The 22,592-nt window shown below is 64.1% G+C and carries 26 protein-coding genes; 12 read left to right on the top strand and 14 right to left on the bottom strand.

Annotated elements, in window-relative coordinates; all coding sequences use genetic code 11:
• Window positions 1-8: 8 nt before the first annotated feature.
• Genes cimA through cysS form a run of 6 tightly spaced genes read right to left on the bottom strand, consistent with a single transcriptional unit; the run spans window position 9 to window position 5,380 of the window.
• Window positions 9-1,631: a citramalate synthase gene (cimA, locus tag A6B35_RS13130; RefSeq protein ID WP_193364560.1), complete on the bottom strand. Its 1,623-nt coding sequence runs from the start codon at window positions 1,629-1,631 to the stop codon at window positions 9-11.
• Window positions 1,628-2,578: a prolyl aminopeptidase gene (gene pip / locus A6B35_RS13125; protein ID WP_006202267.1), complete on the bottom strand. Its 951-nt coding sequence runs from the start codon at window positions 2,576-2,578 to the stop codon at window positions 1,628-1,630. Before pip ends, cimA begins: the two co-directional genes overlap by 4 nt.
• Window positions 2,575-3,051, bottom strand: a complete 477-nt coding sequence (locus A6B35_RS13120; RefSeq protein WP_006202266.1) for a GFA family protein — start codon at window positions 3,049-3,051, stop codon at window positions 2,575-2,577. Before A6B35_RS13120 ends, pip begins: the two co-directional genes overlap by 4 nt.
• The gene (locus tag A6B35_RS13115) at window positions 3,048-3,539 is read right to left on the bottom strand and encodes a GFA family protein (RefSeq protein ID WP_040582789.1); all 492 of its coding nucleotides are present in this window, start codon (window positions 3,537-3,539) and stop codon (window positions 3,048-3,050) included. The genes A6B35_RS13120 and A6B35_RS13115 overlap by 4 nt, the downstream gene beginning before the upstream one ends.
• Window positions 3,540-3,548: 9 nt before the next feature.
• Window positions 3,549-3,935: a VOC family protein gene (locus A6B35_RS13110; protein WP_006202264.1), complete on the bottom strand. Its 387-nt coding sequence runs from the start codon at window positions 3,933-3,935 to the stop codon at window positions 3,549-3,551.
• On the bottom strand, window positions 3,932-5,380 hold the full coding sequence (gene cysS, locus A6B35_RS13105) for a cysteine--tRNA ligase (RefSeq protein WP_006202263.1): 1,449 nt from the start codon (window positions 5,378-5,380) through the stop codon (window positions 3,932-3,934). Before cysS ends, A6B35_RS13110 begins: the two co-directional genes overlap by 4 nt.
• A 384-nt stretch (window positions 5,381-5,764) precedes the next feature.
• On the opposite strand from cysS, the gene A6B35_RS34395 reads away from it, so the two are divergent.
• A complete protein-coding gene (locus A6B35_RS34395) occupies window positions 5,765-5,920 on the top strand; it encodes a hypothetical protein (RefSeq protein ID WP_006202262.1) in 156 nt (51 codons plus the stop codon).
• A gap of 67 nt (window positions 5,921-5,987) precedes the next feature.
• Here A6B35_RS34395 and A6B35_RS13100 read toward each other — a convergent pair whose 3' ends face one another.
• Window positions 5,988-6,764: an SOS response-associated peptidase gene (locus tag A6B35_RS13100; RefSeq protein WP_006202261.1), complete on the bottom strand. Its 777-nt coding sequence runs from the start codon at window positions 6,762-6,764 to the stop codon at window positions 5,988-5,990.
• A gap of 112 nt (window positions 6,765-6,876) precedes the next feature.
• Here A6B35_RS13100 and A6B35_RS13095 point away from each other — a divergent pair, with 112 nt between their 5' ends.
• The 4 genes from A6B35_RS13095 (at window position 6,877) to A6B35_RS13080 (ending at window position 9,377) form a co-directional block, all read left to right on the top strand.
• Window positions 6,877-7,305 (top strand): NUDIX hydrolase, encoded by a 429-nt coding sequence (locus A6B35_RS13095; RefSeq protein ID WP_006202260.1) that lies wholly within the window; start codon window positions 6,877-6,879, stop codon window positions 7,303-7,305.
• Window positions 7,306-7,353: 48 nt separating this feature from the next.
• Window positions 7,354-7,725 carry a TIGR02301 family protein gene (locus A6B35_RS13090; RefSeq protein ID WP_006202259.1) on the top strand — a complete coding sequence of 124 codons (372 nt, stop codon included), beginning with the start codon at window positions 7,354-7,356 and terminating at the stop codon, window positions 7,723-7,725.
• Window positions 7,726-8,078: 353 nt separating this feature from the next.
• Window positions 8,079-8,336, top strand: a complete 258-nt coding sequence (locus A6B35_RS13085; protein ID WP_006202258.1) for a hypothetical protein — start codon at window positions 8,079-8,081, stop codon at window positions 8,334-8,336.
• Window positions 8,337-8,573: 237 nt separating this feature from the next.
• A complete protein-coding gene (locus tag A6B35_RS13080) occupies window positions 8,574-9,377 on the top strand; it encodes a dihydrolipoyllysine-residue succinyltransferase component of 2-oxoglutarate dehydrogenase complex (RefSeq protein WP_040582788.1) in 804 nt (267 codons plus the stop codon).
• A 30-nt stretch (window positions 9,378-9,407) separates the two neighbouring features.
• Here the strand turns inward: A6B35_RS13080 and A6B35_RS13075 are convergent, their stop codons facing one another.
• Window positions 9,408-10,739, bottom strand: a complete 1,332-nt coding sequence (locus A6B35_RS13075) for a dihydroorotase (RefSeq protein WP_006202256.1) — start codon at window positions 10,737-10,739, stop codon at window positions 9,408-9,410.
• A gap of 82 nt (window positions 10,740-10,821) precedes the next feature.
• Here A6B35_RS13075 and ygfZ point away from each other — a divergent pair, with 82 nt between their 5' ends.
• The 6 genes from ygfZ to A6B35_RS13045 all read left to right on the top strand — a co-directional run bounded on the left by ygfZ (window position 10,822) and on the right by A6B35_RS13045 (window position 16,186).
• Window positions 10,822-11,682 (top strand): CAF17-like 4Fe-4S cluster assembly/insertion protein YgfZ, encoded by an 861-nt coding sequence (ygfZ, locus tag A6B35_RS13070; RefSeq protein WP_006202255.1) that lies wholly within the window; start codon window positions 10,822-10,824, stop codon window positions 11,680-11,682.
• Entirely contained in the window at window positions 11,682-12,320 is a 639-nt protein-coding gene (locus tag A6B35_RS13065) for an HD domain-containing protein (protein WP_006202254.1), read from the top strand. Before ygfZ ends, A6B35_RS13065 begins: the two co-directional genes overlap by 1 nt.
• A gap of 65 nt (window positions 12,321-12,385) precedes the next feature.
• Entirely contained in the window at window positions 12,386-14,527 is a 2,142-nt protein-coding gene (locus A6B35_RS13060) for a putative bifunctional diguanylate cyclase/phosphodiesterase (RefSeq protein WP_006202252.1), read from the top strand.
• Window positions 14,528-14,722: 195 nt separating this feature from the next.
• A complete protein-coding gene (locus A6B35_RS13055) occupies window positions 14,723-15,358 on the top strand; it encodes a TetR/AcrR family transcriptional regulator (RefSeq protein ID WP_006202251.1) in 636 nt (211 codons plus the stop codon).
• Window positions 15,355-15,891, top strand: coding sequence for a GFA family protein (locus tag A6B35_RS13050; RefSeq protein ID WP_006202250.1), 537 nt, complete (start codon window positions 15,355-15,357; stop codon window positions 15,889-15,891). Before A6B35_RS13055 ends, A6B35_RS13050 begins: the two co-directional genes overlap by 4 nt.
• Window positions 15,884-16,186, top strand: a complete 303-nt coding sequence (locus A6B35_RS13045; protein ID WP_006202249.1) for a DUF6958 family protein — start codon at window positions 15,884-15,886, stop codon at window positions 16,184-16,186. Before A6B35_RS13050 ends, A6B35_RS13045 begins: the two co-directional genes overlap by 8 nt.
• 13 nt (window positions 16,187-16,199) lie before the next feature.
• Here the strand turns inward: A6B35_RS13045 and A6B35_RS13040 are convergent, their stop codons facing one another.
• Window positions 16,200-17,090: a fatty acid desaturase family protein gene (locus tag A6B35_RS13040; RefSeq protein WP_006202248.1), complete on the bottom strand. Its 891-nt coding sequence runs from the start codon at window positions 17,088-17,090 to the stop codon at window positions 16,200-16,202.
• Window positions 17,091-17,199: 109 nt separating this feature from the next.
• On the opposite strand from A6B35_RS13040, the gene A6B35_RS13035 reads away from it, so the two are divergent.
• Entirely contained in the window at window positions 17,200-18,153 is a 954-nt protein-coding gene (locus A6B35_RS13035; RefSeq protein ID WP_006202247.1) for a LysR substrate-binding domain-containing protein, read from the top strand.
• Window positions 18,154-18,178: 25 nt separating this feature from the next.
• Here A6B35_RS13035 and A6B35_RS13030 read toward each other — a convergent pair whose 3' ends face one another.
• The 5 genes from A6B35_RS13030 to A6B35_RS13010 form a co-directional block, all read right to left on the bottom strand.
• Window positions 18,179-18,451: a DUF3303 domain-containing protein gene (locus tag A6B35_RS13030; RefSeq protein ID WP_006202246.1), complete on the bottom strand. Its 273-nt coding sequence runs from the start codon at window positions 18,449-18,451 to the stop codon at window positions 18,179-18,181.
• 17 nt (window positions 18,452-18,468) lie between these two features.
• Window positions 18,469-19,932: a RimK family protein gene (locus A6B35_RS13025; RefSeq protein ID WP_006202245.1), complete on the bottom strand. Its 1,464-nt coding sequence runs from the start codon at window positions 19,930-19,932 to the stop codon at window positions 18,469-18,471.
• Complete coding sequence (locus A6B35_RS13020; protein ID WP_006202244.1) at window positions 19,929-21,035, bottom strand: peptidase C39 family protein; 1,107 nt, start codon at window positions 21,033-21,035, stop codon at window positions 19,929-19,931. The genes A6B35_RS13025 and A6B35_RS13020 overlap by 4 nt, the downstream gene beginning before the upstream one ends.
• Before the next feature lie 207 nt (window positions 21,036-21,242).
• Window positions 21,243-22,034 (bottom strand): anti-sigma factor family protein, encoded by a 792-nt coding sequence (locus tag A6B35_RS13015; protein ID WP_006202243.1) that lies wholly within the window; start codon window positions 22,032-22,034, stop codon window positions 21,243-21,245.
• Window positions 22,031-22,549 carry a sigma-70 family RNA polymerase sigma factor gene (locus tag A6B35_RS13010; RefSeq protein ID WP_006202242.1) on the bottom strand — a complete coding sequence of 173 codons (519 nt, stop codon included), beginning with the start codon at window positions 22,547-22,549 and terminating at the stop codon, window positions 22,031-22,033. The genes A6B35_RS13015 and A6B35_RS13010 overlap by 4 nt, the downstream gene beginning before the upstream one ends.
• Between the last annotated feature and the right edge of the window lie 43 nt (window positions 22,550-22,592).

The following is a 22,592-nucleotide window of genomic DNA, read 5'->3' as shown; positions in this document are numbered from 1 at the left end:
GTTCAACCCTACTCCGCCGCCACCAGCCCCGCCATGTCGCGGTTCTTCATCAGCTTGTAGACGATCGAATCCATCAGAGCCTGGAAGGAGGCGTCGATGATGTTTTCCGAGACGCCGACCGTCCACCAGCGGGCGCCGGTCGCATCGTGCGATTCGATCAGCACGCGGGTGATCGCCTCGGTGCCGCCATTGAGGATACGCACCTTGAAGTCGGCCAGTTCGAGGTCGGCGATCTCGTTCTGGTATTTGCCGAGGTCCTTGCGCAGCGCGATGTCGAGCGCGTTGACCGGGCCATGGCCTTCGGCCACCGACATCTTCTCCTCACCGTCGACCATCACCTTGACGATCGCTTCCGAGACCGTCTTGAGCTGGCCGTTGGCGTCGAAGCGGCGCTCGACCATGCAGCGGAACGAGGTGACGGCAAAGAACTCCGGCAGGCCGTGCAGCATCTTGCGCGCGAGGAGCTCGAAGGAGGCGTCGGCGCCTTCGTAGGCATAGCCCTCGGACTCGCGTTCCTTGACGACCGCGATCAGTGCGTCGAGCCGGTGATCGTCCCGCGGCACGTCGATGCCGCGCCGCTTCAGTTCGGCGAGGAAATTGGCCTTGCCGCCCTGGTCCGAGACCATGACGCGGCGGCGGTTGCCGACCGCCTCCGGCGGCACGTGCTCGTAGGTCGCCGGCTCCTTGGCGAGCGCGGAGGCATGGATGCCGGCCTTGGTGGCGAAGGCCGACGCCCCGACATAGGGCGCCTGCGCTTCCGGGGCGCGGTTGAGCAATTCGTCGAAGGCGCGGGACAGTCGGGAGATGCCGGTCAGCGCCTCAGCCGAAATGCCCGTCTCGAAACGGTCGGCGAAGGCCGGCTTCAGCGCCAGCGTCGGCACGATGGAAATCAGATTTGCGTTGCCGCAGCGCTCGCCGATGCCGTTCAGCGTGCCCTGGATCTGGCGCACGCCGGCCTCGACGGCGGCCAGCGAATTCGCCACCGCCTGGCCGGTGTCGTCATGAGCGTGGATGCCCAAATGGTCGCCAGGAATGCCAGCCGCGATGACCTTGTCGACAATGGCACGCACTTCCGAGGGCTGCGTGCCGCCATTGGTGTCGCACAGCACCACCCAGCGTGCACCGGCGTCGTAAGCTGTTTTCGCGCAGGCCAGCGCATAGTCGGCATTGGCCTTGAAGCCGTCGAAGAAATGCTCGCAATCGACCATGGCTTCCTTGCCGGAAGCGACCGCCGCCTCGACGGATGCCTTGATGGATTCGAGGTTCTCCTCGTTGGTGCAGCCGAGCGCGACGCGGACATGATAGTCCCAGCTCTTGGCGACGAAGCAGATGGCGTCGGACTTCGACTGGACGAGCGCGGCCAGACCGGGGTCGTTGGACGCCGAGACTCCCGCCCGTTTGGTCATGCCGAAAGCGACGAATTTGGCGCTCGCCGTGCGCTTCTGCTGGAAGAAGGCCGTGTCGGTCGGGTTGGCGCCGGGATAACCGCCCTCGACATAGTCGATGCCGAATTCGTCGAGCAGCTTTGCAATGGCGATCTTGTCCTCGACGGAAAAATCAATGCCCGGCGTCTGCTGGCCGTCGCGAAGGGTGGTGTCAAACAGGAAGAGGCGCTCGCGAGCCATGATCATTTCCCTGCAAACTGGTCGGTCGCCCGGATCAGCCGGTCGAGGATGCCGGGCTCCGAATAGGCATGGCCGGCGCCTTCGATCAGATGGAAATCCGCTTTCGGCCACGCCTTGTGCAGCGCCCAGGCGTAGCGCGCCGGGCACGGCATGTCATAGCGGCCGTGGATGATTGTGCCGGGAATGTCGCTCAGCTTCCATGCGTCGCGCAGCAGTTGCCCCTCCTCCAGCCAGCCGGCGTGGACGAAGTAATGGTTCTCGATGCGGGCGAAGGCGACGGCGTAGTCGTCCTCGCCAAACTTGCCGCTGGTTTCCGGCTCCGGCAACAGCGTGATCGTCTCGCCTTCCCATAGGCTCCAGGCAAGGGCGGCCTCGACTTGGCGCTTGGGATCGCTGCCGACCAGCCGCTTGCGGTAGGCGGCCATCATATCGCCGCGCTCGGCTTCGGGGATCGGTGCCAGGAAGCGTTCCCACTTGTCGGGGAACATCTCAGAGACGCCGAACTGATAGTACCATTCGAGTTCGGCGCGGGTCAGCGTGTAGATGCCGCGCACGACCAGTTCGCTGACGCGATCGGGATGCGTCTCGGCATAGGCGAGCGCGAGCGTCGAGCCCCAGGAGCCGCCGAAGACCAGCCATTTGTCGAAGCCGCACATTTCGCGCAGCCGCTCGATGTCGGCGACCAGGTGCCAGGTGGTGTTGGCTTCGAGCGAGGCGTTGGGCGTCGACTTTCCGCAGCCGCGCTGGTCGAACAGGACGACGTCGTAGAGCTTTGGATCGAACAGGCGCCGGTGCTTTGGCGATATGGTGCCGCCCGGGCCGCCATGCAGGAACACCGCGGGCTTCGCCCCCCTGGTGCCGGAGCGCTCCCAATAGACCTGGTGACCGTCGCCGACATCGAGCATGCCGGACTCGTAGGCTTCGATCTCGGGATAGAGGGTACGCAAGCTCATAGTTTCAGGCCCTGCTGCGGCCAGTTGACCGTCTCGTGGTCGGGATGCTGGAAGGAAATGATCTGCTCCTGCCTTGCGTAATAGTCGGGGTCGTCGTGGACCGGCGCCTCGAAGATCTTTTCCACCCAGGGCAGCCGCGCGGAATAATTGACCTGGATCTGCGGCGCGAGATCCGAGCGGTCATCGAAGGCGCCGATGGCGATCTCCAGCCCGCCTGGCTGGCGGTAGGTCAGCGGCGTGCCGCAGCGGGCGCAGAAGCCGCGATCGATGTTGACCGAGGACTGGAAGTAGCTCGGCTCCTCGCGCACCCATTCGACGCCGTCCTTGGGCGCTGTCACCAGCGCGCCGAAAAAGGAGCCGAACTGCTTCTGGCACATGCGGCAATGGCAGATGGACGGGCGTCCGAGCGCCCCCTTGATGCGGAAACGCACGGCGCCGCACTGGCAGCCGCCTGTTCGAACGGTCTCGGTCATGATCTTTCCTTCGGCGGCCATTGTTCGGTGTCGTGGTCGGGATGCTGGTAGGAGACGAGTTCGGCCAGATAGGGGGCGGACGAGATGTCCGCCGAGGTGTCCTCGCCAGGCAATTGCGGGATAGCGTCGACATAGGGCAGCTTTGCCTCGATGCCCCACTGGATGGTCGGCGCGATGCCGGCCGGATCATCGAAGGCGGCAATCGCCAGCGCCGTGCCGTCGGGCGCCTCGAAGGTCAGCGGCGTGCCGCAATCGGCGCAGAAGCCACGCCAGGCAGCATTGGATGAGCGGAAGCGCTTGGGTTCGCCGCGCGTCCAGTCGACCTTGGCGCCACGCACCGACACCAGCGGCAGGTAGAAATTGCCGCTTGCCTTCTGGCACATTCGGCAATGGCAGATCGAGGCATCGCCGAGCGTGCCCTCGACGCGGAAGCGCACGGCGCCGCACTGGCAGCCGCCTGCGTAGACCGGCCGATTGTCGAGGCTCATCATGGCCCCTCACTCCGGATCATGGCAGACGGCCTCGACATTGTTGCCGTCTGGATCGAAGACGAAGGCGCCGTAATAGTTCGGGTGATAGTGCGGGCGCAGCCCTGGCCCGCCATTGTCCTTGCCGCCTGCGGCAAGGGCCGCGGCATGGAAGGCGTCGACCTCGGCGCGGCTGCGCGCGGTGAAGGCGACATGCTGATGGTCCCTCGGTCTGTCCTTGCCGGTGCTCAGCCAGAACACCGGCCGGTCCCGGCCATAGCCGCCGACCTTGGCGCCGCCGGTGTATTCTTCGGGCACCATGTAGAGCAGCGCGGCGCCGAGCGGCGCCATCGCCTTGTCGTAGAACGCTTTCGACGCGTCGAAATCGGAAACGGTGATGCCGAGATGGTCGATCATCTTCTTACCTCCCAAGTGGTGATGCGTTCGCCTGTGACAGGGTCCTTGCCATCCTTCAACTGCACGCCTTGCGCCAGAAGCTCGTCGCGGATGCGATCGGCTTCGGCCCAGTTCTTGGCGGCGATCAGTTCCAGGCGCCTGGCAATGGCTCTGGCGATCGCGGCCTCGTCGACCTTGGCCGCACCGACATCGAAGCCGAGGAAGGCAAGGGCGGCCTTCAGCGAAGCGGCGGCGGCGTTGTCGCCACCGCCGGCATCCAGCGCCTCGCCGGCAAGCTGCGTCAGCCGCTGAAAGGCGGCATAGGTGGCGAGATCGTCCGACAGCGCTTCCACGACTTCGGCCGGCAACTGAGGTGCCACTTCCGGCGCGAGGTCCGCCGCGCGCTTCCATTTGCGCAGCGTGTTCTCCGCCTCCTCCAGCTTGCGCACGGAAAAGTCGATCGGCTCGCGGTAGTGCGTCATCAGCATTGCCAGCCGCAGTACCTCACCCGGCCATTTGCGGCCGCCGAAGGTCTCGGTCTCCAAGAGTTCGTGGATCGAGTAAAAATTGCCGAGGCTCTTCGACATCTTCTGCCCCTCGACCTGCAGGAAGCCGTTGTGCATCCAAATGTTGGCCATGACATCGGTGCCGTGGGCGCAGCGCGACTGGGCGATCTCGTTCTCGTGGTGGGGGAAGATCAGGTCGAGGCCGCCGCCATGGATGTCGAAGACCTCGCCGAGATAGGCAGCCGACATCGCCGAGCACTCGATGTGCCAACCCGGCCGCCCCCTGCCCCACGGACTGTCCCAGCCCGGCTCTTCCGGCGAGGACAGTTTCCACAGCACGAAGTCGCCGGGGTTCTTCTTGTGCGCGTCGACGGCGATGCGGACGCCGGCCTGCTGCTCGTCGAGATTGCGCTTCGACAACTGGCCGTAATCGGGCATCGAGGCGGTATCGAACAGCACTTCGCCCGCCGCGACATAGGCATGGCCACGCTCGATCAGGCGCTCGATGAGCGTGATCATGTCGGCCTTGCCGTCGGCACGCGGCTCGACGAATTCGGTGGCGCGCGGCTCGACCGTCGGCTCCAGGCAGCCGAGCGTCGCTACATCCTTGTGGTACTGGTCGGCGGTCTTTTCCGTGACCCTGCGGATCGCCTCGTTGAGCGAGAGCTTTCCCGAGGAAATCTCGTCGCCGAAATCGCGCAGCGCACGCGCATTTATCTTGTCGTCGACATCCGTGATGTTGCGCACATACGTGACGTGGCTTCCGCCGTAGAGATGACGCAGCAAACGGAACAGCACGTCGAAGACGATCACCGGCCGCGCATTGCCGATATGGGCAAAGTCGTAGACCGTCGGGCCGCAGACATACATGCGCACGTTCAGCGGATCGATCGGGACGAAATCGTCCTTGGCCCGCGTCAGCGTGTTGTAGAGGCTGAGACCCTTCGATGCGTCAGACATGCGTGCCTTCCCGGTCCGTTGGTTTCTGGATGGGCTTGCGCCGAGGCGCAAACCGATTCCAGCCTGCTGGCCGGGGCGTTTGTCCAATCTGGGGAAAGATGAGGCGAAAACGTCCGGACCAGCGCGAGGCTAGCCAATAATGCAAATGCCACAAATGGCGAAAAACGTTTTCATGCGCGGCTTTATCGCCTTGCCCGGTGTTGCCGTCAAGTCGCAACATCAGCCAAAAGAGTCGGTGGATCACAGGAAATGAGGCACTGAAACATTTTATTAAACATGTCGGCACAGTCATGAAACATTCGCCGGCTAGGTCACCAGACGTCACGATTTGGTCGGAATCGGCGATCAAACGCAGACACGGAAATGTTACCAGGGAAGAGAGCAATGCCCCGAACCAAGCAGGAATCCAACCGCGCCAAACAACCGGCGCTCGCCAGCCACTACCGCGCGATCGGCCCGGCCGCTATCGTCGCCGCCCTTCTCCACACCGCGAAGAAGAAGAAGCCGACGCAGAAGATCGTGTCGCCGCGCGCTGCCTGAACAGGCACGCAGCCGGCGCCGAGCGCCCGGCAACAGAGGCGTCGAAGCGCGCCCGATCGCAACGGCTTCAAAATAGGGTCATCTGACTTTCGTCCGCGCCAGGCTTCTGGCGCCTGACCCTCTCGGGCTCCGGTCCGATGACGCCCCGCTCCTGAACCTCCGGTCCGGTGTTGGCGACCTTGTTGACGAGGTCGGAAACAGGAATCGCTTCGAAGAAATCGGGCTGTACAGGCCGCAAGAGGTCGGCCACGTGGCGTGGCTCCTGGGTGCGGCAGTCCAGCCAGCGGTCGAAATCCTCACGCGCGATCACCACCGGCATGCGGTCGTGGATATGGGCGATGTCGGCATTGGCATGCACGGTGAGGATGGCGCCGGTGTCCATCTCCGAGCCGCCCGGTTCGGCATAGGTCTCGACCAGCCCGGCGAAGGCGACGAGCCTGCCATGCTTCGGCCGGATCCAGTAGGGCTGGCCTTTCTTGCCGCCAGCCCCCTTATCTCCGGCTTGCCGCCACTCGTAAAAGCCCGACGCCGGCACCAGAGCGCGGCGATGGCGCATGGCGGCCTTGAACGAGGCCTTTTCCACCGCCCCTTCCGAGCGAGCGTTGAACAGCAATGGGAACTCCCTGGTGTCCTTGACCCAGGCCGGGATCAGCCCCCAGCGCACCAGCATCGCCTGCCGGTCCGGCAGGTTCGAGCCTGGCATCCGCGGCGGTCCTGCAAGCGTCATCAGCACGGGCTGCGTCGGCGCGATGTTGTAGCGCGCCGGAAAATCCTCCAGTTCCGCCAGGCCGAAAAGAGCGGCGGTCTGGTCCGGCGTCGCGGTCAAGGCAAAGCGTCCGCACATTGGCAAGCCCGTTGAATCGATCAGACGCGAAAGTGGCGATGGAACCGGCGTTGCGCAACCGCTAAAGCTGTTTGCTTGCTGCTGGTCCACAAGGGCTGCAGATCGAGGATTGATGGACGAGAGGCGAAAGACAGTTCCGGCAGTCTCGGTTGCCGTCGTGCGCGGCGACACGGTGTTGCTGGTCAAGCGGGCAAGGCCGCCCTCGCAAGGGGTTTATGCCTTTCCGGGCGGCAAGGTCGAGCCCGGCGAGACGCTTGCGCAAGCGGCGGCCCGCGAATTGCTCGAAGAGACCGGGCTGCTGGCCGAGGACTACCGGCCGCTGCGCGAAATCCACATCGACGGCAGTGGCGAGAACCACCCGGTCGACTATCTGCTGACGGTGTTCGGCGCCACCCATGCCGGCGGCGAAGCGATGGCCAGCGACGATGCCGAGACCGCTGCCTTCTATACGCTCGGCGAGATGGCCGCGCTACCGCTCGCAGGCTCGGTGTTTGAGGTGGCGAAGGAACTATTCGGAACCAACAAGGATGCCGGTATCTAGCCACGAGAATCGTCTTGCGGGCGACAAATTGTTTGGCCACAAAGCCTGATGACCCGAGCCTCGCTGTTTCTCGCCGCATGCCTCGCCGCCAGCACCGCTGCGCGGCCGGCTTTAGCCACCGAGGCGCCGTTCGAACCTGGGCTGATGCGGCTGGCGGAAGTTCTGGGTTCGCTGCACTTCCTGCGCAATTTATGCGGCGAGAAGGGCAACCAGTGGCGGGTCGAGATGGAAAGGCTGCTCGAATCGGAAAATCCCGATCCCGAGCGGCGCGCCCGCTTCATCGCCAGCTTCAACCGCGGCTACCGCTCCTTCGGCGGCACCTACACGCAATGCACGGCGTCGGCGATAGAAGCCATCAGCCGCTACACCAAGGAAGGCGAGACGCTGACGCGCGACATCGCCTCGCGCTACGGCAACTGACCGGCATCCGGGTCGCTGTCCCGCTCGATACCAACAGGCTTTTCATCTCTGCCCGCTTGTGTCCACCGACGTCTTGGTGCAATCCTGATGTTGCACTTCTGCAACTATATTAACGAAACGTTATCGTGCAGATGTGGAATTAACTCAAACTGAAGGTTTTGATGCCGCTCGCCGGTCTAATCGGCTAAGTTTGAAAACGATCGAAGGCAGGTTTTTGCAACGCGACGGACTTTGTAGAGCACGACCAAAAAAATGTCGTATTTACAAACAGTTACTGAGACCTGCGCATTAAAGGGACAGCCCAAGCCTGATCCGCACCCACGGATCGCCGCTTGAAAAGGGTGGACATCGCAATGGAACATGCCGTCAACGACATCGACGCGTTGGTCAGGGAAGAAAAGCGCCTGACCGCCGTGGAGAGCCACAGCGAGGCCTGGGCGGAAGGGTTGTCGGCCGGAATCGAGCCCGAGATCATTGCCGAGGCGGCGCTGGAAACCGCGTTCGGCGAGATGCTGCGCGCCAATGGCGAGACCTCGGCCCTTGCCCTGCTCGACCGCATGCGTGAAAAGGTGGTCGCTGGCGCTTTCGAGCCGGAGCGGCTGCGACACTAGACGCCGCCGCGTCCCTTAAACGACGTACGGTTCTTTGACGACGGCGCACCGTTTGGGCATCATGCCCGGGACATCCGGACAGGCTCGGGGGCGCTTGAACGGCCCGGAAAGCCGGGCACTAGAGCGGTTCAGCTTTTGATAGAATTGCCGACCCGCTCTAGGTATTTGTTTTTGCGCAATTCCGGACGGAAAACCGCTATGCACTTTTCCTGGAATTGCTCTGAGGAGATGCAGGCGGTGAATTTTTCGATCTCAGGCCAGCCGCGTGGCCTGGTTTTCAGCATCTGGCTCGCTGCTTTCTGCGCCGCGGTTCCGCTGGCGCTCTGTCTCACGACCGGCCCGGCTCACGCGCTGAGCGAGATCAAGCGCGAAGAGCTTCCCTCGCCCGTCACGCCACCCGCCGACGACGACATGGCACCGCCCGGAAGCGCCGTGCCGGCGCCCGATCCGCTCGGCACGACCCCGCCCGCAGCCCAGGAGCCGACGCCCGCCGACGAGCCCGAAAAGAGCGAGCCGGAAGGACCGGCGAACGATGGCGGCGTGGCCACCCCACGCACCGACCCGGAGACGCCGCCGCCGGAAGTCATCTACGACCTCACCAGGCTGCCCGAGCCAGTCAGGCGCATGCGCGACCTGATCGTCGAGGCCTGCCGGAGCGGCGACATCGAGAAGCTCAGGCCGTTGATCGGCGCGGGCGATCAGATGACGCAATTGTCGCTTGGCGACATCGACGGCGACCCGATCGCTTTCCTCAAGGGGCTGTCCGGCGACGGCGAAGGCCAGGAAATCCTGGCCATCATGGAAGAGGTGCTTAGCGCCGGCTATGTCCATGTCGATGCAGGCACGCCGCAGGAGCTCTATGTCTGGCCCTATTTCTTCGCGCTGCCACTCGACAAACTCGACGCCAGGCAGCGCGTCGAGCTGTTCAAGATCGTGACCGCCGGCGACTTTGACGGCATGAAACAATTCGGCGCCTACATCTTCTACCGTGTCGGCATCACGCCGACCGGCCAGTGGATGTTCTTCGTCGCCGGGGATTGAGCGGCTCGCCCTGCCCCTCTGGGAGGTAGGCTAGCCCTGCAGCGCCTCGGAAAACTCCACCGCCCTGCCCTGGCCGGGCGTTACGATCTCGCCTTCCCACATCACACGCCGGCCGCGCACGACGGTGCCAACCGGCCAGCCAATCACTTCTTTCCCATCATAGGGCGTCCAGCCAGCCTTTGAGCCCGCCTGCGCATTTGTGATGGTCTCGCGGCGCTTCAGGTCGACGATGGTGAAGTCCGCGTCGTAGCCGGCGGCGATGCGGCCTTTCCTGGCCATGCCGAAGATGCGCTGTGGGCCGTGGCTGGAGAGATCGACGAAGCGCTGCAGGGTCAGCCGGCCGGCATTGACGTGGTCGAGCATGATCGGCACCAGTGTCTGCACGCCGGTCATGCCGGACGGCGAGGCCGGATAGGGCTTTGCCTTTTCGGCCAGCGTGTGCGGAGCATGGTCAGAGCCGAGCACATCGACGATGCCTTGCTGAATGCCGTGCCAGACGCCGTCGCGGTGGCGCGCGGCACGTACCGGCGGGTTCATCTGGATCAGCGTGCCCAGGCGCGCATAGTCGTCGGCGGCGAGCGTCAGATGGTGCGGCGTCGCCTCGCAGGTCGCGACATCCTTGTGCTGTTCGAGGAACAAAATCTCCTCGGCAGTCGAGATGTGCAGCACGTGGATGCGGGCGCGCACCTGGCGGGCTATGCGCACCAGGCGCTCGGTGCAGCGCAGTGCGGCGATCTCGTCGCGCCAGACGGGATGCGAGGACGGGTCGCCTTCTATGCGCTCGCCCAACCGCTCGCGCAGGCGGAACTCGTCCTCCGAATGGAAGGCCGCGCGGCGGCGCGTGTTTTTCAGGATCGCGGCGACGCCCTCGTCGTCCTCGACAAGCAGATCGCCGGTCGACGAGCCCATGAACACCTTTATTCCGGCCGCGCCCGGCAGCCGTTCGAGTTCGCCCACGTCGCCGGCATTGTCGCGGGTGCCGCCGACCCAGAAGGCGAAGTCACAATGCATGCGGCCCGAGGCGCGACGCACCTTGTCGTCAAGTGCCGCCTCGCTAGTGGTGAGCGGATTGGTGTTGGGCATCTCGAAGACGGAAGTGACGCCACCGAGCACCGCCGCGCGCGAGCCTGTCTCCAGATCCTCCTTGTGCTCGAGCCCCGGCTCGCGGAAATGCACCTGGCTGTCGACGACGCCGGGCAGGATATGCAGGCCGCGACAGTCGATCGTCTCGCCGGCGGAGGCCTGACCGAGATCACCTATTGCCGCGATGCGACCGTCCTTGACGCCGATATCGCGAAAACCCTCGCTGTCATGGTTGACCACCGTGCCGCCTGTCAGGATGAGATCGTAGGTGCTGGCCATGGGCGTCCGGTCTCTTGCGGGGGGAGTGTCGTCGGCTTACGTAAAGGCCGACCGTTTTGCAAGATCAGGCTTTTGTCCCCCCATGCCCATTGCCCTGCTGAAAGACCGTGCGCTCGTTTCCGTGTCAGGCCCAGATGCCGAGCATTTCTTGCAAAACATCCTCACCACCGACCTCGACGTGCTGGCTGCCGGCGAGGCCAAGCCTGGCGCGCTGCTTTCGCCGCAAGGCAAGATCCTGTTCGATTTCCTGATCTCGCGTGCTGGAGAGGATGGCCTTGTCCTCGACTGCCGCACCGACGTTGCCGACGATTTCGTACGCCGGCTGATGCTCTACCGCTTGCGCGCCAAGGCTGAGATTGCCAAGGCCGATCAGGCACTTGTCAGCGTCGCGTGGGGAAGTGAACCAGCCGCTTCACATTCTGATTCAACCGAAGTCTCCGACACGCGCTTCCGCGACATCGCCGTCAGGCGCCGATATGGGAGCGCGGCCGGGGCCAGCGATGCCGCCGCATGGCAGGCTCTGCGGATCGCCCACGGCATTGCCGAAAGCGGCAGCGACTATGCGCTCGGCGATGCCTTTCCGCATGACGTGCTGCTCGATGAGACCGGTGGCGTTGGCTTCAAGAAAGGCTGCTATGTCGGTCAGGAGGTGGTCTCGCGCATGCAACATCGCGGCACCGCCAGGCGCCGCGTGCTGATCGCCTCCGCGCAAGCTCCCCTGCCCGCGCCCGGCACGGAACTGACGGTCTCCGGACGGCCGGTTGGAACGCTCGGCTCGACCCAGGGGGCCGCAGGCCTCGCCATTGCCCGCATCGACCGCGTCAAGGCAGCACTCGACAGCGGCCAGCCGGTCATGGCTGGCGAAATCGCGGTGACGCTCGCCATACCGGCCTGGGCGAAGTTCGGCTTCCCGCAGGATGCCGTCGGCGCGGAGGAGGCCTGATGGCGGCCGACCGTGCCGGGGCGCCGCCACGCGCATGGCAGCGTATGCTGTCGGGACGGCGGCTCGACCTGCTCGACCCCTCGCCGCTCGACATCGAGATATCAGACATCGCGCACGGGCTTGCCCGCGTCGCCCGCTGGAACGGCCAGACCAGCGGCGAGCACGCCTTTTCGGTCGCCCAGCATTCGCTGCTGGTCGAGTCGCTGTTTGGCGAATTGATGCCGGCAGCTTCGGCCGGCGCCCGGCTGGCGGCGTTGCTGCACGATGCGCCGGAATATGTCATCGGCGACATGATCTCGCCGTTCAAGTCGGTGATGGGCGGCTCCTACAAGGACTGCGAGTTGAGGCTGCAGCGCGCCATCCATCTGCGCTTTTCGCTGCCGGCCGAGCTCGGTGCCGGTCTGCGCAAGGAGATCAAACGCGCCGACCAGATCGCCGCCTATTACGAGGCGACGCTGCTTGCCGGCTTCTCCACCCGCGAGGCGACGGAGTTTTTCGGCCGCCCGCGCGGCTTTAACGCCGACAGCTTCGATTTCACGCCACGCTCGGTGACCTGGGCGCAGGCCGCATTCCTCAAGCGGTACGCGGCGCTCGAAGCGAAGCGCCAGGCACCGGTTACCGTGCATTCGGCTGACTGAACGAACGCTAAATTAACCGGCGACTACCACAGTATCGTGTCAGATCACGGTCCGCAGGCGCCTACATGCCCGTCGCACACGTCAAGGCTGGTTTGCCCGCGCGCAGGCGGAGCGCCGGAAGCATCGGCCAGCCACGGCGGATCGAAGACCAACTGCGCGAGCAGAACGAGCGTTTTTCGGCGGCCGTCGAGAACATGTCGCACGGACTGTGCATGTTCGACGCCGACGAGCGGATGATCATCTGCAACGGCAACTATCTCGGCATTTTCTGCCTCGACGCCGGGATCGTGCGGCCCGGCATACGCTTCTTCGACATTCTCCAGCACAGCGTCGATATCGGCGTTGCCTCGCACAGCGCCGAGGAGCTCTATGCCATCCGCAAACCCTATATCGACCAGGCCAGGCCCTCGACCTACGAGGAGGTGCTGTCGGACGGGCGCATCATCAATATCTCGCACCGGCCGCTGGCGTCGGGCGGCTGGGTGTCGATCTACGAGGACATCACCGAACAGCGGCGCGCCGGGCAGGAGCTGAAGGAGCAGCACCGCCGGTTCGACGCCGCTTTGGCCAACATGTCGCAAGGCCTGTTGATGTACGACACCGAGGCCAGGCTGATCGTGCGCAACGAGCGCTTCCTCGACCTCTATCACGTCACGCCGGCCGACTTCCCGCTCGGCATGAGCCACCGCGAGCTGCTGGTGCAGTTGGTGCGTCTCGGCATCTATGCCGAGATCGATATCGACGGGGAAATTTCGAAAACCATGACCTGCCTGCAGGCCGGCGAGTCGCGTTCGACCCACCGCAGCCTTGCCGACGGCAGGACCCTTCTGATAGCGCGCCGGCCGCTTGCCGGCGGCGGCTGGGTGGCAACGTTCGACGACATCACCGAGCGCCGCCAAGCCGAAGAGCGCATGACGCATCTTGCGCATCACGACACGCTGACCAACCTGCCCAACCGCTCGATGTTCCGCGAGCGCCTCGACCAAGCCCTGAGCGAGCCCACGGTCGCACCGCTGGCGATCCTCTCGCTCGACCTCGATCGCTTCAAGGCCGTCAACGACACGTTTGGGCACCCGGCCGGCGACTGGCTGCTGAAATGCGTGGCCGAGCGCCTGATGCGCTGCCTGCGCAACGAGACGGATGTGGTGGCCCGCTTCGGCGGCGACGAGTTCGCCATCATCCAGTTCAACGTCAAAGGCGCGGCCGACGCCGAACGCCTGGCCAGGCGCATAGTCGAGGTCATCGGCAAGCCCTATCGCGACAAGAGCCGCGACATGCATATCGGCATCAGCCTCGGCATCGCACTCTACCCGGACGACGGCAAGGACGCCGACACGCTGCTGAAGAACGCCGACATGGCGCTCTATCGGGGCAAGAGCGAAGGCCGCAACGTCTACCGTTTCTTCGAACCCGGCATGGACGCCATGGTGCGGGAGCGCCAGGTGCTCGAAACTGACCTCGAGGCGGCGCTGCCCCGGCGCGAATTCGAGCTCGATTTCCAGCCGATCATGAACATCGCCTCCGGCGACATCGTTGGCGCGGAAGCACTGATGCGCTGGCGTTCGCCGGCACGCGGCCTGGTAGCGCCCGACGATTTCATCCCGGCCGCCGAAGAAACCGGATTGATCGTGCAACTGGGTGACTGGGCGCTGAGAAAAGCCTGCACGGCGGCCGCCGGCTGGCCGCATGCGATGCGCATTGCGGTCAATGTCTCGGCGGTGCAGCTCAAAAGCGGCACCTTCACCCGCAGCGTGATTTCGGCACTGGCGTTTTCCGGCGTGCCGGCCGACCGACTCGAGCTGGAGATCACCGAAACCGTGCTGATGGACGAGAGCGACACGGTGCTGAAGACGCTCAGCCAGTTGCGCGACCTCGGCATCCGCATCGCGCTCGACGATTTCGGTACAGGCTATTCGTCGCTCGGCTATCTCAGGCGTTTTCCCGTCGACAAGATCAAGATCGACCGTTCCTTCATCCGAGACATGGACAATCGCGACACGGCGGCGATCGTGCGCACGGTTATCGGGCTCGGCGCGCAGCTCGGTATCACGGTCACCGCCGAAGGCGTCGAAACCGAAGCGCAGCTCGACATGCTGCGCGAGGCAGGCTGCGTCGAGGCGCAGGGCTATCTGATCGGCGTGCCGTCGAAGGCGGCGGACATCAACCGGCTGTTGAGATCCGCGGCAGCGCTGCGTCAGTCCGGGTAGACGACACCGCCCCAGGCTCGGGACCCAAAAATTGGTCAGGCGTTACGACCGCTTCGAGTTTCTCGCCTCGATAGAGTGAATTGCTGCTTCGCGGTTGGAAAGCATGTCCGTTTTACGCTTAGCGTCATGTTGTTGAAATTGCAGCGTGCCGAGCCAGCCGATTGACAAATACCGACCGTACGGTATTTATATAAGATGTCGAGACCTACCAAGCACTCACCGGAACGCGGCAGCGCACGAACCCGGCTCCTCGAGGCGGCGCGGGATATCGTTCGTACCAAAGGCTTCGCAGCTACAGCGGTCGATGACCTCTGCAGATCAGCCGACGTCACGAAGGGAGCGTTCTTCCATCAGTTCGGGAGCAAAGAGGCTCTGGGCGTTGCGGCTGCCGAGTTCTGGGCCGAGACGACGTCTGTTTTCTTCGCGGACGCGCCCTATCACGCCCCGGCCGATCCTTTGGAGCGCGTCCTCGCCTACGTTGCCTTTCGCAAGGCAATCATCGCCGGCGATCTGGCCGAGTTCACCTGCCTGGTCGGTACGATGGCGCAGGAGATCTACGCAAGTTCCCCGGACATTCGCGATGCCTGTGGCCGAAGCATTTTCGGCCATGCGGCAACGCTCGAGGCCGATATCGAGGCGGCACGACGGGACCGCGGCATCATCGGTGACTGGACGGCGGAGAGCCTCGCGCGGCACACGCAAACCATCATTCAGGGCGGGTTCGTCCTGGCGAAGGCAGGGAACGATCCGGAACTTGCGCGGGAAAGCCTTGACCATCTGGACCGGTACATCCGGCACCTGTTTCACATCACGGAGGAGAACGCAGCATGAGCGAAACCACGCAGATCAGTTGCGCCTGCGGACAGACGCGCCTGGAGTTGAAGGGAAGCCCGATCCTGGTGTCCGAGTGCCTGTGCGACAGTTGCCGGGCTGCGGCAGATCGGCTGGCGACGCTCCCCGGTGCGAAGAGCGTTCTTACATCCTACGGCGCGACGCCTTGTGCGGAGTATCGTAAGGACCGTGTCCGGATCCTGTCCGGCACGGAGCACCTGAGAGAGTTCCGGCTGTCCGCCGATGCAGGTTCGCGCCGTGTCGTTGCGACCTGCTGCAACACGCCGATCTTCCTCGAAATGAAGGGCGCGCATTGGCTGAGCGTCTATCTGCATTTATGGGCGGACGACGCCCGCCCAAAGGCCGAGATGCGCACAATGGCCGGCGACCTGCCTGACGCGTCCAACCTGCCCCAGGACATCCCCAATCTGAGGAGCCATACTTTGTCGTTCTACGCGAAGCTTCTGGGGGCGTGGATCGCAATGGGTTTCCGCAATCCGAAGATTGAAGTGTCGGGGAAGATCCATGCCTGACGACAAGGTCGAAATCGAGAACGTCAACACGCCCGGGCGAACTGTATGGGTCAATAGAGCGAAATATGTGGTGATGCGTGGGGCGCTACTTGCCGTCCTGCCGGGCAAGGCGCCGGGACTGAAGGTGGCCGACGCGAAAGAGGCGCTGCTGCCCAACCTTCCCGACGACCTTTTCCCTGAAGGCAAAACGGCGGGATGGTGGCTGAAGGCCGTCCAGCTCGACCTTGAGGCAAAAGGCGTCATCAAACGTGCGCGCCTGAAGCCGGTTCATCTTTTCAGGCACGAGCCGATCTAAACCCAAGGGCGCGTTAGCTCAACGTGCCGATATACTTGCCGTGGAAGCTGACATAGCCGTTCTCGACCACCTTGAGGTGGCGCTCGATCAGGGCATGAAACTGCGGCAGCTGATGGAAGGGCACGCCCGGATAGGCATGATGCTCGGTGTGGTAGGGCATGTTCCAGGCGAGCTTGCGGACGAACCAGTTGGTAAGCGTCGTCCTGGTGTTCTCCAGCATGTTGGCGACCAGCGGGCAGCGGCCGTGTTCGGCCAGCAGATAGAGGCGCAGGAACGGCTGTCCGAGCAGCGCCGGCACGATCCAGACGTAGAGCAGCACCGTCGCCTTGAACCATAGCGCCAGCACGAGCAGGACGGCATAGAAGGCGAGCATGGCGCGAGCCTCGGCGCGCACCTTGGGGTGGCCCTTCGGCGGCACGTAGCTGCCGCTGCACTGGCCGGTGGCGTTGAGGTAGAGCGTCTTGACATGCCCCCACCACACCGGAATGCCGGAGACGTGGACCAGGTACTGCCGCCAGGTTTCCGGTTTTGGAAAGGCGAGTTCGGGATCGTTCTCGGGATCCTGGGTGAAACGATGGTGCGCAAAGTGGAAATAGCGGAACCAGTCCGCCGGCAGCGCGATCGCCAGGCTGGCGGCGCGCGCCGCCAGATCGTTCAATCGCTGCGTCTCGAAGGCGGTCCGATGGATCGTCTCGTGCAGCAGCGTGAACAGGAACACGATCAATATGCCCTGCGGCAGCATCAGCAGCGGCCAGAACGGCACTTTCGCGGCGATCAGCGCGCCGAGGACGACGATCGCGCCCCAATGCGCGGCGAGATGAACCAGTCCGAGGCGATCCGACTTGGCAGTCAGCCGGTCGCGCTGCTGCTGCGTCAACGATGCGATCACGTCGCGATGGTCCATTGTGTTCCGTTCCTTGCCTGCCGATCGAAAAGACCGTAATCGACAAAATAGCTTTCGCAAAACGAGGATTTCTGCCAGATAGATAAGCTTAACTTATCTGTTAGGGACCATGGTCGCACTTCCATCCTTGCGCGGGTTGCAGGCTTTCGAAGCGGCGGCGCGCTGCGGCAGCTTTGCTGCGGCGGCCGAGGAGCTTTCGGTTTCGGCGGCAGCGGTCAGCCAGCTCATCCGCACCGTCGAGGAGCAGATGGGCCGCAAGCTGTTTCTGCGCGTGAACCGCCGCGCCGTGCTGACCGATGCGGGGCGCGAGATGCTGCCCAGGCTGACGACGGCGTTCGAGGAGATCGGCAGCGTGTCGCGCGAATTGGGCGGTGCTGAGCTACGCTCGCGGCTGGTCGTCTCGGTGCCGCCTTCGATGGCGATGGGCTGGCTGTCGACGCGGCTGGCGAAGTTCGTCGCCGGCCATGGCGCGGTCGACATCGCTCTGAGGGGCGAAGACGATCCAGTATCGTTCGACCACGACCTGATCGACATCCGGCTGTCTTATGGGCGTTCCCACTATCGCGACGAGGTCACTGAGGAGATCGTCAGGGATGCCGTCTATCCCGTCTGCGCGCCAGGCATCGCCAGCGAGCCAGGCACTGCCCGCGGGATCGGCGGTCCGGAAACTGCGGGTACCCTCGCCGGCCTGCCGTTGATCCATACGGATTGGGGGCCGACCGGCGCGTCCTTTCCGTCCTGGCGCAGCTGGTTCGAGGCCGCAGGCATTGCCCCCAGCCGGGCCGGGCAGCGCGGCCTGTCGGCGAACTCGTCGCGGGCGGCGCTCGACCTCGCCATATCCGGCCTCGGCATCGCGCTCGCGCAAGGCATCTACTGCGCCGAAGCGCTCGAAGACGGCCGGCTGGTCAGGCCCGTCGGACGCGCGCTCGTGCTCAGCCAACCCTATTGCCTGACGATCCCGCAGCGAAGCATCCGGCGCGAGGTGGTGGCGGCGTTCAGGACATGGCTGACCGAAGAGTGCCAGCGGTCGGTGGGTTCGCCGACACTGGGGACAAAGCCTTAGCAGAGGCCGAAGATTTCCCGCCCGGTCAGAGGTGCCCGCTCAATGCCTCTGTCATGTCCTTGTTCGTCGCCACCGGAACGATCTCGAACTCCACCAGATCCGCCCATTCGATGACCCAGCGCTGCAAAAGGGTAACGTCATCGGCCTCCACCAGCAGGAAGCATCGGCTCATATCCGCCGCGATCCAGCTATGGTGCACGACAAGTTCGTCCGGCTTCAGGCGACCACGGTCGCGGAAGCGACGGTAAATCTCCTTCCGATCGCAGCCGGTAAAATCCTCGATTACGATGAACTGCATCTTTCCCCCCGGTTGAATTACCGCCCCGGTCGGTCGAGCCGTTCCAGGAACCATTGCGTCAGCCGCACCCAGACCTCGTCCTTTTCGCCGGAATCCTCCCAGCCATGGTCGAGATTGGGGTTGTCGTTGACCTCGATGACGAAGACGCCGTCCTTGGTCTCCTTGAGGTCGACGCCATAGAGCCCGTCGCCGATGCAGCGCGCCGCCTTCACCGCCGTCTCGACGACATGCGACGGCGTCTCCTTCAGCGTGAAGGTCTTGATGCCGCCCTGGTCGGGCTTGCCGTTGGCCTTGTGATTGACGATCTGCCAGTGCTTCTTGGCCATCAGATAGTGGACGGCAAACAGCGGCTGACCGCCGAGCACGCCGACGCGCCAGTCATACTCGGTCGGAATGAACTTTTGGGCGATCAGGAGATCGGAATCCTCCAGCCACTCGGTGGCGAGCTGTTTCAATTCTTCCAGGTTCTCGCATTTCTTGACGCCGCGCGAGAAGGAGGAATCCGGGATCTTCAGCACCAGCGGGAAGCCCAGCGTCTGCGCCGCCACTTCGAGGTCCGAGGTGCCGGCGATCATCACCGTCGGCGGCACCGGCACCTTGTTGTAGGTCATCAGCTCGTTGAGATAGACCTTGTTGGTGCAGCGGATCATCGACAGCGGATCGTCGATGACGGGCATGCCTTCCTGCTGCGCGCGGCGGGCAAAGCGGTAGGTGTGGTTGGAAATCGAGGTCGTCTCGCGGATGAACAGCGCGTCGTAATTGGCGAGCCTGGCCAAATCCTTCCTGGTGATCGGCTCGATTTCGACGCCCATCTTTTCGGCGATCCTGGCCCAATAGCGCAGCGAGGATATCTCCGACGGCGGCAGTTCCTCATGCGGATCGACCAGCGTCGCGAACGTATAACGCGCCGGCGTGCGGCCCTTGGTGTCGCGCCATTCGCGGTTGGTGTAGGTCTCCAGGCACTGCAGGAAGAAGGTCTCTTCGTCCTCGGTCATCCTGGCCAGCGGAAGAAAGCCGATCTTGCGGATCGAGGCCCATTCGGCGCTGTCCTTGATGTGGACTTCCAGCGCCGGCGCGCGGAACCAGTCGAACAGGAGCTTGGCGAAACGGTCCCATATTTTCGACGGGCCGATGCCGAAGAAGATGCAGACCTTTTGCGGGAAAGCGCCGCCGAGATCCTTGCGGCATTTGTTCAGCGCCAGCTCCAGTTCCGGCAGCGCGTGCTCGTAGAGCTTGCGCTCCGACAGGTCGATCATCGTCTCGACCGTCGGGATGACCTTGTGGCCGCGCGAACCGGCGAGCAGCGAGGCATAGTAGCCGCGGCTCTGGTAGCCATAATTGTTCGACAGGTTGATCACCTTCGGCCGCTGGCCGCGAAACAGCGCCGGATGCGCAAGATAGTCACGGTTGGTGATGATCTTGTGCGGCGTCGCCACCTGGTCGAGGTCGTTCTGCCTGCCAGTTAGTATGACCCAGGTCATTGTGTGTCGCGCTTCCCCAAAGTGATGGCGGCTCGCAGTCCGTCGCGGCCGAACTGCGCCATGTTCATGAAGATGCCGTAAGGCACGGGAATGTTGGCCGCATCAAGGATGGTCTCCTGCCGTTCGTCCTCGACCCAGGGATCGTGGATCAGGATATGGTCGCCATCGTCGCCGATGGCCAGCACCCAGTGCGGCACCTTCTTGCCGAACATCAGGAAGCCGCTGATCAGAACCAGCACCAGCTTTCCCTCGGCGATCGCGCTGCGGACATCATCGAGGGCGAATGGACGGTAATTCACCGGGATGCCGTATTGTTCCGCACGGCGGCGAAAGTCGACTTGGGCGAGTTCCATCACCCGGCGCTTGTCCTCGCTGCGCACCGACTGCAGGAACAGCGCGCCGTAGAAGGACACGTAGATCTCCGCCGCAAGCCCGCTTTCATAGCCGGAGACGGCGAGGCCGAACGGTTCGCAGCCGCCCGGCCCCGACATCATGAACACGGTCGTCGCCTCGCGCCACAGGCGGATTTCCATGACCGGGTCGGGCACGAAGGCCGCATCGAAATTGGCCATCGCCATCATCAGGCAGCATGGGCCGCAGGTGAACTCGCAGGTCTGCTGGTAGAACGGCACTTTGGTGGCGACCGGGATCTCGCCGCGCAAGGTCTTCTCGTAGCGCAGCGCCGTGGCGCCGTCCTCATAGTAACCCGGCTCGCGGCCGATCTTGCGGTAGCCGCCCTGCTCGTAGACGCGTATGGCGCGCAAATTGTCCTCGCGCACTTCGAGGCGCAGCAACATGCGGTCGTGCTCGAAGGCCGCTTCTTCAGCCGCCGCCAGCAGTTGGCGGCCAATGCCGATCCCGCCGAAGAAGGGGCCGATGGCGATGGAATAGAGCCGGGCGACACCGCTGCCCTTGCGAAACAGCACCACCGCATAGCCGGCAATTCGGCTATCGCTTTCGGCGACCAGCATCTCGGCGGTCTCGCGCTCGATCAGCTGTCGGAACGAACGTCGCGAGATGCGATCGCTCGCGAAAACAGCCTTCTCGATGGCGGCGAGGTCATCGACGTCGGACGCGCGGGCCTTGCGAATCTCGGCAGGCATGCGGGGCTCAGAAAACCTTGATTGGGTTGTGGAAACGGCCCGGATCGAAACATCGGTCATACCAGCCGATGCGCCGGTATTGATCAAGCGCTTTCGCACCCCGATTAGGGCCGAATTGTGACAGGTTGCATGGTGGTCCAGCAACACGGAGGCGCTGAAAGAACCGCCGCTTCGAGAGGGCGCCGGCCGCGGAAAGCAGCAGCCGGTTCAGCTCGCCAAACCGGCCAGAAGCTGGCCATAGGCGCTCTTGGCCACCGCGGCCAGTCGTTCGCGCGGCAGCGAGCCGACAACGGCGCAGCCATAGCCCTTGTCCAGCCAGTAGACGGCCTCTGGGCCGTCCTTCTCAGCCATATAGGTGCCCTTGGCCTTGTCGGCCGATTCGGCGGTGACGAACAGCGAGATGCGTTCGCCCTTGGCGTCCTCATAGAGCAGCATCGCCGCCTTGCCATGGCCGGCGGGCAGCAGCCGGCCGCCGACGAGCTGGAAGCCTTCGGCTGCCAGATCGGGCGCCACCAGTTTCAGGCCGACGCGGTTGGACAGCCAGGTCTGCAGATGATCCTTGTCGCTGGCCGGCACCTCCACCGCATGGCGCTTCTCGGCGGCATAGATGACATGGGCGGCGATCGCCTGCTCGGCCAGTTGATCGTCCGCGCCGTCTCCCCTGCCGACACCGTCAATGCCGGCGACATAACCGGCGAGCCCGCCGGCCACCAGCACCACGGCCGCAGCCGCCGAAAGCCACCAGCGCGAGCGCCAGGCGGCCGCCTTCACCGTCGCTTCGCCGAGCAACGCTTGCCTCAGCCTTGCCGGCACCGGCTCGTCCATCACGCCGGCAAAGGCGGCACGCAGTGCCGCCCGGTCGGCGATGTAGCGGACGCTTCTGGCCTTCATCTCAGGATTGGTCTCGAGCCAGCTGTCGTAGGCCATGCGCTCCTCGCCCGGCAGCTCACCGTCGAGGGCCATGTGGATATCGCGTTCGGAGAAATCGCGCCGGGTCATTTCTCGACAACCCTTATCGAGCGGCGGCGCGCGCTGTCGTCGAGCAGACTGCGCAACTCTTCGCGGCCGCGCGCGATGCGCGACATCAGCGTGCCGGCCGGCACACCGAGGATGTTGGCGGCCTCGGCATAGGAAAAGCCTTCGATGGCGACCATCACCAGGGCGGCGCGGCGGTCGGGGCTGATCGCCTGCAATGCGTCGATGATCTCGCGCGAGGCGATGCTTTCGACCTGCTCGGCGGGAGCGGCCTGCGCCTCACCGGCCTCGAGCGGCAGCATCTGCGCCTCGCCGCGGCGGTTCACCTTGCGCATCTGGTCGATGAACAAATGATGCATGATCGTAAACAGCCACCTCCTGGGGCTTTCTCCCGTCTGCCAGTTGTCGAGCCTGACCAACGCGCGCTCCAGGCAGTCCTGGACAAGATCGTCGGCGGAATCGCGGTCGCGCAGCAGCGAGCGTGCGTAGCGGCGCAGACGCGGTATTTCGCCAAGGATCGCTGCCTTCTTCTCGTTCATGACCGCTGTTTTCGAGGTCGCCTCTATTTTATTTCATCGCATT

The sequence above is a fragment of the Mesorhizobium amorphae CCNWGS0123 genome (assembly GCF_001686985.1).
GTDB lineage: Bacteria > Pseudomonadota > Alphaproteobacteria > Rhizobiales > Rhizobiaceae > Mesorhizobium > Mesorhizobium amorphae.
This window is presented reverse-complemented; position numbering and strand designations above follow the sequence as displayed.